Origin of the sequence: Rhizobium sp. Pop5, assembly GCF_024721175.1 — a bacterium.
Classification (GTDB): Bacteria; Pseudomonadota; Alphaproteobacteria; order Rhizobiales; family Rhizobiaceae; genus Rhizobium.
The window spans coordinates 473784-488301 of sequence record NZ_CP099402.1; the positions used below are offsets into that span (position 1 = coordinate 473784).

At 61.0% G+C, this 14518-nt stretch carries 17 protein-coding genes; 3 read left to right on the plus strand and 14 right to left on the minus strand.

Going from position 1 to position 14518, the window contains the following annotated elements:
• Positions 1 to 19: 19 nt before the first annotated feature.
• On the plus strand, positions 20 to 766 hold the full coding sequence (locus NE852_RS30190; protein WP_008531995.1) for a ribonuclease activity regulator RraA: 747 nt from the start codon (positions 20 to 22) through the stop codon (positions 764 to 766).
• 27 nt (positions 767 to 793) lie between these two features.
• Here NE852_RS30190 and NE852_RS30195 read toward each other — a convergent pair whose 3' ends face one another.
• A complete protein-coding gene (locus NE852_RS30195; protein WP_037173662.1) occupies positions 794 to 1351 on the minus strand; it encodes a hypothetical protein in 558 nt (185 codons plus the stop codon).
• A gap of 127 nt (positions 1352 to 1478) precedes the next feature.
• Here NE852_RS30195 and NE852_RS30200 point away from each other — a divergent pair, with 127 nt between their 5' ends.
• On the plus strand, positions 1479 to 1697 hold the full coding sequence (locus NE852_RS30200) for a hypothetical protein (RefSeq protein ID WP_037173654.1): 219 nt from the start codon (positions 1479 to 1481) through the stop codon (positions 1695 to 1697).
• Positions 1698 to 1747: 50 nt separating this feature from the next.
• Here NE852_RS30200 and hemA read toward each other — a convergent pair whose 3' ends face one another.
• From hemA to ccoN, 13 genes are all read right to left on the minus strand, one after another.
• Positions 1748 to 2962, minus strand: a complete 1215-nt coding sequence (gene hemA / locus NE852_RS30205; protein ID WP_258157198.1) for a 5-aminolevulinate synthase — start codon at positions 2960 to 2962, stop codon at positions 1748 to 1750.
• Between the two features lie 287 nt (positions 2963 to 3249).
• On the minus strand, positions 3250 to 3927 hold the full coding sequence (locus tag NE852_RS30210) for a CBS domain-containing protein (RefSeq protein WP_037173645.1): 678 nt from the start codon (positions 3925 to 3927) through the stop codon (positions 3250 to 3252).
• A 127-nt stretch (positions 3928 to 4054) separates the two neighbouring features.
• Entirely contained in the window at positions 4055 to 4537 is a 483-nt protein-coding gene (ccmE, locus tag NE852_RS30215; protein ID WP_258156968.1) for a cytochrome c maturation protein CcmE, read from the minus strand.
• 30 nt (positions 4538 to 4567) lie between these two features.
• On the minus strand, positions 4568 to 5233 hold the full coding sequence (locus NE852_RS30220) for a Crp/Fnr family transcriptional regulator (RefSeq protein ID WP_008522754.1): 666 nt from the start codon (positions 5231 to 5233) through the stop codon (positions 4568 to 4570).
• Positions 5234 to 5265: 32 nt separating this feature from the next.
• Complete coding sequence (gene ccoS, locus NE852_RS30225) at positions 5266 to 5424, minus strand: cbb3-type cytochrome oxidase assembly protein CcoS (protein ID WP_008522756.1); 159 nt, start codon at positions 5422 to 5424, stop codon at positions 5266 to 5268.
• Positions 5421 to 7709: a cation-translocating P-type ATPase gene (locus NE852_RS30230; RefSeq protein ID WP_008522757.1), complete on the minus strand. Its 2289-nt coding sequence runs from the start codon at positions 7707 to 7709 to the stop codon at positions 5421 to 5423. Before NE852_RS30230 ends, ccoS begins: the two co-directional genes overlap by 4 nt.
• Entirely contained in the window at positions 7706 to 8191 is a 486-nt protein-coding gene (locus NE852_RS30235) for a FixH family protein (protein ID WP_008522758.1), read from the minus strand. The genes NE852_RS30230 and NE852_RS30235 overlap by 4 nt, the downstream gene beginning before the upstream one ends.
• A complete protein-coding gene (ccoG, locus tag NE852_RS30240) occupies positions 8188 to 9756 on the minus strand; it encodes a cytochrome c oxidase accessory protein CcoG (RefSeq protein ID WP_008522759.1) in 1569 nt (522 codons plus the stop codon). The genes NE852_RS30235 and ccoG overlap by 4 nt, the downstream gene beginning before the upstream one ends.
• Positions 9757 to 9947: 191 nt before the next feature.
• On the minus strand, positions 9948 to 10133 hold the full coding sequence (locus NE852_RS30245) for a hypothetical protein (RefSeq protein ID WP_008522760.1): 186 nt from the start codon (positions 10131 to 10133) through the stop codon (positions 9948 to 9950).
• An 11-nt stretch (positions 10134 to 10144) separates the two neighbouring features.
• Positions 10145 to 11008, minus strand: coding sequence for a cytochrome-c oxidase, cbb3-type subunit III (ccoP, locus tag NE852_RS30250; protein ID WP_008522762.1), 864 nt, complete (start codon positions 11006 to 11008; stop codon positions 10145 to 10147).
• A 1-nt stretch (position 11009) separates the two neighbouring features.
• Entirely contained in the window at positions 11010 to 11162 is a 153-nt protein-coding gene (locus tag NE852_RS30255; RefSeq protein ID WP_008522764.1) for a CcoQ/FixQ family Cbb3-type cytochrome c oxidase assembly chaperone, read from the minus strand.
• An 8-nt stretch (positions 11163 to 11170) separates the two neighbouring features.
• Positions 11171 to 11905, minus strand: coding sequence for a cytochrome-c oxidase, cbb3-type subunit II (ccoO, locus tag NE852_RS30260; protein WP_126919688.1), 735 nt, complete (start codon positions 11903 to 11905; stop codon positions 11171 to 11173).
• A gap of 8 nt (positions 11906 to 11913) precedes the next feature.
• Complete coding sequence (gene ccoN / locus NE852_RS30265) at positions 11914 to 13536, minus strand: cytochrome-c oxidase, cbb3-type subunit I (protein ID WP_258156969.1); 1623 nt, start codon at positions 13534 to 13536, stop codon at positions 11914 to 11916.
• A 236-nt stretch (positions 13537 to 13772) separates the two neighbouring features.
• Between ccoN and NE852_RS30270 the strand changes: the two genes are divergently transcribed.
• A complete protein-coding gene (locus NE852_RS30270) occupies positions 13773 to 14504 on the plus strand; it encodes a Crp/Fnr family transcriptional regulator (protein ID WP_037170642.1) in 732 nt (243 codons plus the stop codon).
• Positions 14505 to 14518 lie beyond the last annotated feature (14 nt).

Below are 14518 nucleotides of genomic sequence, written 5' to 3' on the forward strand. Positions count from 1 at the left end.
GAACTCACGGGAGCCTAAAATGACGCATACCCCCGATATTGCGCGACCGCCCAGAGACATGATCGACGCGCTGAAGGAGATCGGCGCCGCGACCATTGCCGGTACGCTCGGCCACATGGGCTTCCGCAATCCGCATATGGTCGGCCCGGTATCGCAGAGCCGCGGGAAATCGATCGTCGGCCCGGCGCTGACGCTTCAGTTCCTGCCTCAGCGTCCGGACCTTTTCAACGAGGGAGAATATGCAGATCCGGAGACGCAGTTGCACCGGCACGTGCTCTATCACGTGCAGGAGGGCGATGTGGTCGTGGTTGACGCGCGCGGCGACATGAGCTCCGGTGTCTTCGGCGATATGATGTCGACCTATTTCAAAGGCAGAGGCGGCGCCGGCATCGTGATCGATGGCTGCATGCGCGATCGGCCCAATGTCGAGAAGCTCGATCTCGCCCTCTGGCTGCGCGGCTGGACGCCCAACTACCATGTCCAGACCAGCATCTATCCAAACGCCGTCAACGTGCCGATTGCCTGCGGAGGTGTCACGGTCATTCCCGGAGACATCATCGTCGCCGACGATGACGGGGTGGTGGTGCTTCCAGTCGCCATGGCCTCTGAGGTAATCGGCGAGTCGCAAAAACATCACGATTGGGAGGAGTTTTCGCGGGCGAAGCTTATGGAGGGAGGGTCGCTGCAGCGCTACTATCCGCTGCATGACGATGCCCGCGCAGAGTACGAAGAGTGGCGCAAAACAAACCGCTTGGGAAGAACTTAGCCGATGGATTACCCCAAGGGGCCGCTGTCAGGATGCGCTGAAAATCAGCATGGCGCAGAACACAGCGAGAGCTGCCGAACCGCATCGCCGGGCCAACAATGGCATCTGCTTTTCGTCTCCCAACACGATTCTGCCTATTGACAGCCAAATCGAGGAGGCTGCCATCACGGCGGATGCGAGAGTGGCGATGGTGGCCATCTGAGATGCCTGTGGCGCGCGGGGAACCATCGTCAGTCCAATGATCAGCGCTTTGGGATTCAGCAATGTCGTTATAACAAGCTGCCGCACCCCCACAGCCGCGACAGGAGCAGATCCGATGCCCCAGAGCCGAAGCGCAAGGTAGGACATCCATGTCGCTGAGGCGAGTTTGACGCCTTGCGCGACTGCAGGATGAGCGCGCAGAAATGGGCCGGCCAGGCTTGAAATCGGAAGAACAATCGCAAGATAGGCGAAGACGACCGTAGCAAGCAGCGTGATCGCACGTGGGACGGTCAATCCCTGAGATGCCATTGCCAATATCGCATTGGTCGGTCCCGGCAAAATAAGAAGCGCGAAAACGCCTACGGCAAAGGGAAGTAAATTCACGGTTCCTGGTCCTTCGGTTCCCTCCCCTTTTGCACGACTCGCCCGCGCGGTCGTTGACAAATATCATTCTCCGGCTGGAACATTTTCGGTGTCTGTCGGTTCAATCGGTCAGATTTGAGGTGTCGCCATGCCTCGTATGATCAGGTTCATGCTCATTCGTTTGGCCACGGGCTTCGCAATCGGATGCGCCGTGGGTTTCTTCGCTTTTCAGAGCGGCTTTCTGCCCTCCGGCTCTGCCGCAGGGACAATCGAGAATTACATCGCGCAAGGGCTGTTCATCTACCTCTTCGCCAGCACGATCGGCATGGGCTATCTCGCGACCGCCCTTCTGCTGGAAGCAGAATAGCTGGCTATCATCCCGAAAGACGGACGAAGGTCAGGACAATCCGGCCTATTTCAGGCAACCATCCGTGCCAGTGCGCAGCGCGACCAGAGGGAATGCAGCGCCTCGACCAGATGGGCGATATCGGCGTCGGAATGCAGCGGCGTCGGCGTGATGCGCAGCCGCTCGGTCTTCTTCGGCACTGTCGGATAGTTGATCGGCTGGACATAGACGCCGCAATTATCGAGCAGCAGGTCGGAGATCCACTTGCACTTCGCCGCATCGCCGACCAGCACCGGCACGATATGGCTCGGATTGGGCACATGCGGAATGCCGTTCTGATCGAGCAGCGAGCGCAGCTTGCGCACCCGGTCCTGATGGCGGGCGCGCTCGAACTGGCTGACCTTCAGATGCTGGATCGAGGCGACCGCACCGGCGGCCAGCGCCGGCGGCAGTGCCGTGGTGAAGATGAAGCCGGAGGCAAACGAACGGATGAAATCGCAAAGGGCGGCCGAAGCCGCGATATAACCGCCCATCACCCCGAAGGCCTTGCCGAGCGTGCCCTCGATGACCGTCAGCCGGTCCATCAGCCCCTCGCGCTCGGCTATGCCGCCGCCGCGCGGGCCGTACATGCCGACCGCATGCACCTCGTCGAGATAGGTCATCGCGCCATATTTGTCGGCGAGATCGCAGATCTCCTTGATCGGGGCGATATCGCCATCCATCGAATAGACGCTCTCGAAAGCAATCAGCTTCGGCGCCTTCGGATCGGCGGCTTTGAGCTTGGCTTCGAGATCGGCGACGTCATTGTGCTTCCAGATCACCTTGTCGCACTTGGCGTAACGAATGCCCTCGATCATCGAGGCATGGTTCAGCGCATCGGAGAAGATGATCAGGCCGGGGATCTTCGCACCGAGCGTGCCGAGTGCGGCCCAGTTGGAGACATAGCCTGAGGTGAAGATCAGCGCTGCTTCCTTGCCGTGCAGGTCGGCGAGCTCACGCTCGAGCAGGACGTGGTAATGGTTGGTGCCAGAAATATTCCGGGTGCCTCCCGCACCCGCGCCACAGTGATCGATGGCGTTCTTCATCGCCTCGATCACCTTCGGGTTCTGACCCATGCCGAGATAGTCGTTGGAGCACCAGACCGTGACTTCCTTTTCACCATCGGCCGTATGGCGCGTCGCGCGCGGGAAGTGGCCGCGGTGACGTTCGAGATCGGCAAAAACGCGGTAACGGCCCTCGGCATGAAGCCCGTCCAGCTCGTTTTTGAAAAACGCTTCGAAATCCATCATATGCTCCTTCTGCCTGCCCAGGGGATACATCGGGGTCGCCGTCCGCGTAATTGATCTCTGTCAAGTCAGACGTAAGCACATGATACCGAAAGCATGCTTCGACCGTGCGGCCCCCCATTGCTTCGATCAAAGAAGAAGAGGCTTGGCCTGCCTAAGGTCGGCTCACGAGTAGGGAATTCCGTGTCAAACAGGGAAGCTGCCGGATGGCTTGCTCCACCCTGAACGATCGAGCAAGCCTCCTCGCCGCATCGGCGCGATGACGGCGCGGCAATATAACGAAGTCCTTAACCCTGGCCGTGAGCAGGCGTTACGAGCAGCCGATCCCGGTAACCGGCGATTCCGCCCAGGCCCTCGACGAGAACCCTGATAGCCTTGCGCTTGAGCTCGGATTCCACCTGGCCGTCGACAGTCACCTGACCGTTCCTGACCGAGACCTGCACCCTTTGAGACGTGAGCCCGAGATCCGATCGCAGCCGCGTGCACACCGCCAGGCTGATGGCCTCATCCCCTCCCGCCAATATGGCCGCCGGCGCTTCGGCAATAACGCGCAGGATATCCCTTCGGCTGACGATACCAACGAGACGTTCCTCTTCGACGATCGGCAATCGCTTGATGCGATGCACCTGCAAGCTCTCAGCGATATCGGAGACTTCGCTGTCCGGTCGCGCGACGATCACGTCCCGGGACATGACATCGGCGACGCACCATCCGTTGCTGCAGATATAGCGCTCGAGATCGATCTCGGAGATGAGTTCCGGCGCCCGCGCGGAACGAGGTGCCAGCCGAACCTCGCGGCGCAACAGCAGATCGCCCTCCGTAACCAGGCCGCAAACGCGTTCCTGGTCATCGACGACAGGCAGGCCGCTGACATGGTTCTGCAACATTATCGCGACGGCATGACGAACGCTGACCGCCGGGCTGATCGAAACCACCTTCGTGGTCATTATATCCCGTGCCTGCATGGTCGCTGCCTCCTGATCGCCGTTATTGTCAGGAGCAGGCTAGAGGCCGATCAACCGCAGTGCTTTGATCTTCGTCAAAGTGCCGGCTGTGAGCGCGAACACCATGACGTGGCGGCGATCTCGATGATCATTGCGTCACCTTCGCTTCCTGCGCTTTGCCTTCTGCCCCTTGGCCCTCCTGCCACAACCCCTGCTGCTTCAGCCTGTCGGCCACATCCTTCGGCATGTAGGTCTCATCATGCTTGGCAAGCACGGTGTCGGCGATGAAGATATTCGTTCCCGATGCAAACATGCCCTCGGTGACGACGCCTTGACCCTCGCGGAAGAGATCAGGAAGGATGCCCGTATATTTGACCTTCACGGCATTGGTGCTGCCGTCGGTGACGGCAAATTCCACGGTCGAGCCGGTACCGCGCACGACGCTGCCCTCACCCACCAGCCCACCGAGCCGGATGCGGGTTTCGGGCGCCACCGGCGTCTTTGCGAGATCCGCCGGCATGTAGAAATAGGCGACCGACTGGCTGAAGGCGAACATGACCAGCAGCACGGCGGCGATGATGAAGCTCACACCGCCCCCGATCACAGCAAGGCGCTTTTGCTTGCGGGTCATTCCGGATCTCCTGTCCCTGTCATGGGAAGCTCAGCACGCCTTCCGTAGCTGATCGACGCTATCGACGAGAACGACCTTGCCTCTGACTTCGACCCCTGCGGGGACGAGCGCGGCAAAGGCTCGCGAAAGTGCTTCGGGGGCAAGTCCCAGTTTGCCGGCCAAAATCCTCTTCCGATAGGGAAGGCGAAACGTAACCTGCGAGGCGGACGCCGGGCATCGGCTCATGAGGTAATTCGCAACGCGCTGAGCGGCCGTGTGCAGCCGGTCTCCCGCAATGCAATCCATCGCCCCGAGGAGATGTCGGGCCATGATGCGCATGACGTTTCGATGCATGACGGGGTTCCGTTCAGCGAGTGCCCGCAAGTCCACAAGTTCGAACAAGGCGATTTCGGCCCCGTCGGCAGACCACGCGCTATAGGCATAAGAGCCGCCGCCCGAGAGAAGATATTCGCCGAAGGTATCGCCCGGTTCGCATACGTAGATATCCGCCTCGCGCCCGGCGGATTCCGATTTGGAAAGCCGCACGAACCCGCCGATGACGCAATAGACGAATGACGCCTCCTGGCCTTCGGCGATGATCCGCTCGTCGGGAGCGAAGGTGCGAAGCTCAGCCTTGGCGGCGAGTTGCCGCACGATCGCCTGGTCCAGGCCGTCGAACAGGTCAGACTGCAAAAGTACGGAATTTTTCGCAGGCATCGATCTTCCTTTCGTGTTGGGCCTGTGTGTGATCAAGGTTTCTTTCGGTCGGCTTCGTCTTCGCCGAGAATGCGCCAGGCGGCTCCCTCAAGATCGTCGTACTGGCCGCTCTTCAGCGACCAGAGGAAAGCCAGCAGCCCCATGCCCCCCATCAAGAGCGCGATCGGTATGAGATAGATCAGCATGTTCATGCGGTTTTCACCTCCGCTTGCCCGCCGGCGCGTTCCGTGCTCCGGATGCCGGGACGCTTGCCGAATGCATTGAGGCGCAGCGCATTCGTCACCACGATGATCGACGATGTCGACATGGCCACCGCCGCGATCAGCGGTGTCGCCAGTCCGGCGATTGCGATGGGCACCGCCAAGACGTTGTAGCCGATGGCAAGCGCGAAGTTCTGCCGGATGAGGCTGGCGGACCGCCGCGCGACTACGATCGCTTCAGGAACGGCGTCGAGGCGGTCGTTGAAGAAGACCAGGTCGGCGGCCTGTCGGCCGATATCGGACGCCGTGGCGGGTGCCATCGAGACATGCGCAGCGGCGAGCGCCGGAGCGTCGTTGAGGCCGTCGCCGACCATGAGCACGCAATGGCCCTGATCGCTCAATCTCTGGCATTCCTCGACCTTCTGCTTCGGCGTTAGCGCCCCCAGGGCCCTGTCGATGCCGAGAGCCCTGGCGGTGTTGTCGACGACGGTCTGCCTGTCGCCGGATACCATCAGCGTGCCAAGGCCGGCGGCATCGAGCTGGCCGACGGCCTCGGCAGCGCCTGGGCGAAGCGTGTCGTCGAAGAAGAAGCGGGCGAGATCGACGCCGTTCTTCGACAAGACCACTTCCGAAAAAGGACTGTCGCCGGCGCGCGGTATGAAAGTCGTTCCGCAGGCAAATACTGCGCTGCCCAGCCGGTAGACATCGGATCCGGTCTTTGCCTCCAGCCCGCCGCCGGGAATTTCCGCGATACTGTCGAAGAACGGTATGGGAACGTCGTCGGTATCGCGCACCAGCGCTTCGGAAAGCGGATGACGCGAATGCGTGGCCAGCCCGCGGGCAATGGCTGCGCTGCCGTTTTCGATCGTTTCGATTCTGATGAGCCGCGGCCTTCCCATCGTCAGGGTGCCGGTCTTGTCGAAAGCGACGATATCCGCCTCGCCCAGTCTTTCGAGTACCGAGCCATCCTTGACCATGATGCCTTTGCGGAAAAGCTCGCCTGCCGCGACAACTTGGACGACCGGAACGGCAAGACCCAGCGCACATGGGCAGGTGATGATCAGGACCGCAACCGCGACCAGCATCGCATGCTTCCAGTCGCCGCCGAGAAAACCCCAGGCGAGAAACGAGATCAGCGCCAACAGGTGCACGGCTGGGGAATAAAGTGCCGCGGCGCGGTCGGCGATCCGGCGGTAGCGCGCTCGCCCGCCCTCTGCGGCTTCCATGAGAGCGATGATTTCCGAGAGGAGCGAATTCCTGGCAAGTCTCGTCGCCCTGAAGACGAGCGAGCCGGTCAGGTTCATCGCGCCGGAATTCACTTCGCTACCGGCGGCGACGGCGACCGCGCTGCTCTCGCCCGTGACGATGGAGAGGTCCACATCGCTTTCCCCGCTGACGACGACGCCGTCGACGGGAACGCGTTCACCCGCCGCGATCGAAATCTCGTCGCCCACCGCGATCTCTTCTACCGCGATATAGCGCTGCGACCCGTCCGGCATCATCAGCAGCGCCCCGCGCGGGGCGAGCCTCGCCAGCCCGTTGATTGCCGCGCGCGCCTTTTCGCGCATGACGTGATCGAGAGTCCGGCCGATCAGCAGAAAGAACAGCAGGGAAACCGAAGCGTCGAACCACGCATGTTCGCCGTGGTGAGCCGTCTCCCACAAGGAGACGGCATAGGAGAGCGTGACGGCAAGCGAAATCGGAACGTCCATGTTGGTACGCCCGCGCTTCAGCACGTTCCAAGCCGACTTGAAGAAGAAACGCCCTGCATAGACCAGCGCGGGTGCCGCGATCATCGCCGAGATCCAGTGAAACATATCGCGCGTCGCAGCATCCGCGCCCGACCAGACCGATACCGAAAGCAGCATGATATTGGCGGCCGCGAAACCGGAAACGCCGACCGCCAGCAGAAGCTGGTTTCTGGTCCTGTCGCTTTCGGGGGTCGAGGGCGTAAATAGGTGCGCGCGATATCCCGCGGCATTGATCGCCGCGAGGATTTCGGAGGGATCGGTCACGCCTTCGTCGAGTTCCTCCTGATAGACGCAGGTCACCCTTCGCGCGGTCAGATTGACCCGGGCTTTCCTGACGAAGGCCAGCGCCGACAGCGCTCTTTCGATGGTCGAGATGCAGGCGCCGCAATGGACGTCGGGAACGCTGAGATCAAGCTGACGCAACCCTGCGCCGAGCGGGTGGCTGGCAAGGCGGGTTTCCTCGGCGCTGGATGATGTCGCGCTGAGGGCGAGCACGCTTTCCGTGTCCATGGAGCAGCAGCTCATTGTCCGAACTCCGCGGTATCGAAGCGTTTGGCCTCGTGCATGACGACGATGCCGGCCCTTCGCGAGATGATCTCGACGATCCAGTCGCCTTCGGCGACCACATGCTCGGCTTCGAAGCGCCCCTCACCCGTCTTTCCGAGCGTGAGGTGGAAGTCCTCGTGGTCTCCGACCGGCCGCTTGAAATTCAGCACGACATCGTCGACGACTGCGGGCGACCCGCCCTTGTCGTGAATGTCGTAGCGGATCTCGCGCCCGTTGATGGATAGATCGCCCTCAATACCGGAGGCGGCCATCGCCTTCATCGCTGCCGCGTTGCGATTGAATTCCTGGCTGGCGACATAGGTGTTTTCCACGACCAGACCGCTCCAGCTGGAGGAGGCATATACGGCCATGGTGACATTTACGGAAATCACCACGGCGAAGAATGCCGAGGTCACGAGCAGCATGTGCAGGCCAGTGAAACCTTGAGCAGAAGCCTTCATTTGACGTCTCCCGGTGCATTGAACGCCGCCCGATAGGTCGCCCGGTCGGATCGGTCCGCATCTTCGATGACGAAGAGGAATTCGTTGATTTCGGCTCCGTCAGGCTTGCGCGTCACGAAGACCTTGAGCGTTGTGGCCGCGTCGGGTTCGGCATGGACGATAAAGCTGCGGCCGTCTTCCTTGCCGAGTTCGGAAATGCGCATCGTCGCTCCCTCCAGCCCGACCAGCGCAATGCTCACATCCCTCGGCGTCGGCACCATGTTGAGGACGCGCAGCGTGTAACCGTTGCGGATCGAGCCGTCGCTTTCCAGGACATATTGCGGGTTTCGGTCGTGGACGACATTGAGTTCGAGGCGCTCGCGGAAGGCGAGATGGATGATCATGGCAATGCCGATCGAGGCCCAGACGACGGCGTAAAAGACAATTCTCGGACGGAAGACGATGCGCCAATCGAAGTGCCGGACCGCCGAAACGAAACTTCCATCCTCGTTTCGGACCTTGGACGGTTGGATCGGCGTTGTTCCCCCTTCCGTCGCAAGCGACATATTGCTCGAATATTCGCTGAGCGTCGCGTAGGCGATCAGGCCGCGGGGCTTGCCGAGCTTGTCCATCACCCCATCGCAGGCATCGATGCAGAGAGCGCATGTGATGCACTCCATCTGCTGCCCGTCGCGAATATCGATTCCCATCGGACAGACGGCCACGCAGGCATTGCAATCCACGCAGTCCCCGAGCGGCGCGCCCTTGGCCTGCGCCTTCTTGGCATGGCGCGACCGCTGCTCGCCCCGCCAGTCGTTGTAGGTGACGACGAGGGAGTTCTCGTCGAGCATGGCGCCCTGAATGCGCGGCCAAGGGCACATATAGGTGCACACCTGCTCGCGCATGAGGCCGCCGAGCACATAGGTCGTCCCGGTCAGTATGGCGACCGTCGCATAGGCGACTGCGGGAGCCCCACCGGTGAACAGCGAAACAGCCAGGGTCGGGGCATCGGCAAAATAGAAGATCCACGCGCCGCCGGTGGCAACGCCGATCACGAGCCAGATCGAATGTTTGACAACGCGTTTCCTCAACTTGTCGAAGCTGAAGGGAGCGGCATCAAGTTTCATTCGCGCATTCCGGTCGCCTTCGATCGCGCGTTCAACGACGAGGAAGAGATCGACCCAGACGGTCTGCGGACAGGCATAGCCGCACCATGCACGGCCGACCGCCGAGGTGACGAGAAACAGGCCGAAGCCGGCCATGACGAGCAGGCCGGCGACATAGTAGAATTCCTGGGGCCAGATTTCGATGAAGAAAAAGAAGAAACGCCGCGACGAGAGGTCAATGAGGATCGCCTGGTCGGGCGCATAAGGACCGCGATCCCAGCGGATCCACGGCGCAAGGTAGTAGATACCAAGCGTGATCAGCATCACGATCCACTTGAACCGGCGGAATCGCCCCTCGGCGCGCTTGGGAAAAATCTTCTTCCGAGGCGCGTAAAGAGGCTGCCGGTTGCGGCGCGCATTGACCGGCTCGACATTGACCCGCTCGACGTCATTGGGATCTGGTGCAGAGTAGAGATTCATTGGACCTTATCCGGTTTCGCCTGTTCTTCTGTCATCCGTGGCGCATCCATTCCTTGATGCAGATCAAGAAAGAACACCTTCCGCGGACGAACGCCTCGCGGAGAAGGAAAAGGCCACGCCCTGGAGAGAGGGCGTGGCCTGGAGGAACTGCGGAGGAGAAACACCGCCGAGACGTCCTCGACAATCCAGAACTACCGGCTCGTCGGCTCGTGATCTTTGAGGCAGGTCAAACTGACGATCGAATTGCCGATCTTTGCCGGATCATCCCGCTCAGAAGATGAAGGTATCGCCTTGGCGCGTGCCGACACACGTGACCGGATGGCGGCGCGTGGCGTGCCGTAGAGAACGAGGATCGGATTGTGGTCATGAGCTGTCATGGGCCTGTCCCTCACGTTCCGCCGCCAAGCGAATGAACGAAGACTGTCAGTTCCTTGACCGTCGTATCGCCGAGGCGCCCGGCCCAGGCCGGCATGATGCCATGTTTGGGAGAGGCCACCTGGCGAGCGATGGCGTCTTCGCCGCGCGCCTTCAGCCAGATCGCGTCAGCCAGATCCGGCGCGCCCATTTCCACCTTCCCCTTGGCGTCCTCGCCGTGGCATGCGGCGCAGTTGTCGAGGAAGACCTGCTTTCCCGCCGCCGCGAGAGCAGGATCAGAGGCTGTATTGGTCAGTCCCCAAACGTAGGCGGCGACCTGTTTCATCTGGACAGGCTCCAGGACATCGGTAAAGGCCGGCATCTCGGAGGCGTGCGTTTCGGCGTCCGAATCGAAGCGGATCCCGTGCGCGATCGTCTTCTGGATGGCATCGAGATCCCCACCCCATAGCCAGTCGTCATCGTTGAGATTCGGAAATCCAGGGCCGCCGCTGGCGCCCGACCCATGGCACTGCGCGCAGTTCACCTTGAAAGCGGATGCGCCGCCGGCAATGGCGAATTCCCGAAGAACAGGATCGGTGTCGATCTCCTGCACCGTCTTGGCGGCAATCAGGTCATGGAACTTTGTCTGAGACGCCTTGGCGAGATCGAGGTCCTGCTGCAACTCGGCGCGCGTCGAGTAGCCGAAATAGCCTTTGGTGGCGGACGTGATCATCGGGATGGCCGGATAGGCAATGGCATAGCCGATCGCCCACAGGATGGTCACATAGAATGTCCAGACCCACCAGCGCGGCATGGGATTGTTGAGTTCGCGGATGCCGTCCCATTCATGTCCGGTTGTTTCGACGCCGCTCAATTCATCGATATGTTTTTCCGACATCTCAGTCATCCTTCAAGGGAATATCGGCGGCCTCTTTTGCGGCCTGCTTGCTGCCCGGGCGAAGCGTGAATACGACCGCGCCGACGAAGAATGCCGTCATTGCCAGAAGGCCCCAGCTGTCGGCGAAGTGTCTCATTGCTGTGTAGGTTTCCATGGATCACCTCATCGGTAGCCGGTCGCGTCGTCATAGGTCGAGAAATCGACCAGCGTGCCAAGCATCTGCAGATAGGACACCAGGGCGTCCATTTCGGTCAGCCTGGCCGGATCGCCATCGAAATCGCCGACCTTCGCCTTCGGATAGCGCGCAAGCAGCGCCGTCGTGTCCGCGTTCGGATCGGCCTGGGCCTTCATGTCGGCTTCCGCATTCGCCAGCATGTCGTCGTTGTAGGGCACGCCCACGTCCTCGTTGGCCTTGAGGTCCATGCCGATATCCTTGACCGTCACCTCCTGCTCCTTGAGGAAGGCGTAGCTCGGCATGATCGATTCCGGCACGACCGCCCGCGGGTTTGCGAGATGCTGGACGTGCCATTCGTTCGAATATCGTCCGCCGACGCGGGCGAGATCCGGCCCGGTCCGCTTGGACCCCCACTGGAAGGGATGGTCGTACATGGACTCGGCTGCGAGCGAGTAGTGGCCGTAGCGCTCCACCTCGTCGCGGAACGGTCTGATCATCTGGCTATGGCAGAGATAGCATCCTTCGCGGATGTAGATGTTTCGCCCCGCGAGCTCCAGCGGCGTATAGGGCCGCATGCCCTCCACCTTTTCGATCGTGTTCTGCAGGTAGAACAGCGGAGCGATTTCGACAATTCCGCCAATGCTCACGACAAGCAGCGAGCCGACGAGAAGAAGCGTCGCGTTCTTTTCAAGGATCTGGTGTTTATCAAGTATCGATGCCATGTCTCACCTCATTCGGCAGGCTGTGCTTGAGGCACGAAAGTGGTCGGGATCGCCGCTTCGTCGCGCAGACGTCCGCGGATGGTCATGAACACGTTCCAAGCCATGACGAGACCGCCCGCCAGGTAGAGCGCCCCGCCGACCGCGCGCAGCACGTAGTAGGGGATCATCGCCGCGACCGTTTCCGCGAAGGAATAGACGAGGAAGCCCTGGGCATTGTATTCGCGCCACATCAGCCCCTGCTGGATACCGGCAACCCAGAGCACGGCGGCGTAGATCACGATCCCGAGCGTTGCGAGCCAGAAGTGCCAGTTGACCATCCGCAGGCTGTAGAGGCGCTCGCGCCCCCATAGTTTCGGCGTCAGGTAGTAGATCGCCCCGAAGGTGATCATCCCGACCCAGCCGAGAGCGCCGGAATGCACGTGACCGATCGTCCACTCGGTATAGTGGCTGAGCGAATTGACCGTCTTCACCGACATCATCGGGCCTTCGAAGGTCGACATCCCGTAGAAGGCGATGGCGACGATCATCATGCGGATGATCGGATCGGTGCGGATCTTGTCCCACGCGCCCGAAAGAGTCATGAGACCGTTGATCATGCCGCCCCAGGAGGGCATCCACAGCATCACCGAGAAGACCATGCCGAGCGTCTGGGCCCAGTCGGGCAGTGCCGTATAGTGCAGGTGATGCGGGCCGGCCCAGATATACATGAAGATCAGCGCCCAGAAGTGGATGATCGACAGCCGGTAGGAATAGACGGGCCGATTGGCCTGCTTCGGCACGAAGTAATACATCATGCCCAGGAAGCCGGCGGTGAGGAAGAAGCCGACGGCGTTGTGGCCGTACCACCACTGGGTCAGCGCGTCCTGAACGCCCGAGAAGAGGGAATAGCTCTTGGAGCCGAGGAACGAGGCCGGAACCGCCAGATTGTTGACCACGTGCAGCAGCGCGATGGTGACGATGAAGCCGAGATAGAACCAGTTCGCCACGTAGATATGCGGCTCTTTGCGCTTGAGGATCGTGCCGAGGTAGACGGCGAGATAGGCGACCCAGACGATGGTCAGCCAGAGATCGACATACCATTCGGGCTCGGCATATTCACGGGCCTGGGTGATGCCGAGAACGTATCCGGTCGCAGCCATCACGATGAAGAGCTGATAGCCCCAGAAGACGAACCAGGCGAGGCTGCCGCCGAAGAGACGGGCTCGACAGGTGCGCTGCACCACATAGAACGACGTCATGATGAGAGCGTTGCCGCCGAAGGCGAAGATGACCGCCGAGGTGTGAACGGGCCGCAGCCTTCCGAAATTCAGATAGGGCGCGATGTTGAGGTCGGGAAAGGCCAGCTGCAGGGCGATGACGACCCCGACGAGGAAGCCGACCACGCCCCAGAACACCGTAGCGATCAGGCCGTAGCGTATCACCTCGTCGAAATAGCCCGACACATCGACCTTCCGCCGCTGGTCCGCCGGTGCGAAATCGACGTTCCTGACCAGGAGCACTGTTCCCACCACGAGGCAGAAGCAGAGTATGCCCATATGGACCGCAAAGAGATGATCGTGCGCGAATGCGGCTCCCAGCAGCGCTAGAAACGCCGCGACAGCAACCACCATCGTTTCCGTCGTGTAATTCATGATGTCGTCCCCAGTGCAAAGACGACCGCGTCGCGGCCGGCTTTCTCGTCGCTCGAGGCAGGACTGTCACGAAGCGGGGAGAGGCTCCTTGATCTACATCAACGAGAGAGCGACAAGCGGAGGGCGATCGCCGCTGTTACAAAGTGTTACAATCTTTCACCCTTTTGCACCGTTCGCTCATCCCCGTGTGACGCAGCAGAGTTCTAGTGGGCTCACTGACCACGAGGGACCAGACGATGCTGATGCAGAACAATCAGGCGTTCGAAAATGCCGAGATGGCGAATGAGGCGATTCACGCCGGCCAATCTCTGTCGTCGCTTTTCCTGACGTCGGCGGCGGAAGCCGTTCCCGCCGGGAGAGCGATCTGCTGGGAAGGCGACAAGGCGAACCATCTTTTCCAGGTCGTGGAAGGAGTCGTCCGCCTGCATCGCATCATCGGCGAAGGTCGCCGCGTCATAACCGCGTTTCATTTCGCCGGCGATCTCATCGGAGCCTCTCAGCAAAATGATTTCCTGTTCACGGCGGAGGCGGTTACCCACTGCAAGATTCGCCGCATCTCCCGGAAAAGCTTCCACGAGGAAGTCGCTCGGTCGCATGCTCTCGGCCCCGCTTACATCTCGCTCCTTTGCCAGGAGGCAGCCGCCGCGCACGAACAGATGGTGCTCCTGTCGAAGAAGAACGCCGAAGAGCGGCTGTGCAGCTTCATCGTCAGGCTTGCATCCCGCCGCAGCCCGCAGCCGCGGCAGGACCTGGTGCCGGTGCCGATGAACCGGCAGGACATTGCCGATCATCTCGGACTAACCATCGAAACCGTGTCCCGCACGATTACGAAACTTGCGTCACGCAACATCGTTATTCCGGAGGGCCGGCACGACCTCAGGATCGTAAATCTCGCTCGCCTTGCACAGTTGTCCGGTGATGCAGATGATTTTTCTGACGATTCCTGCCATAGGGTCAAGCTGCACTGATGCAACAAGCCGCA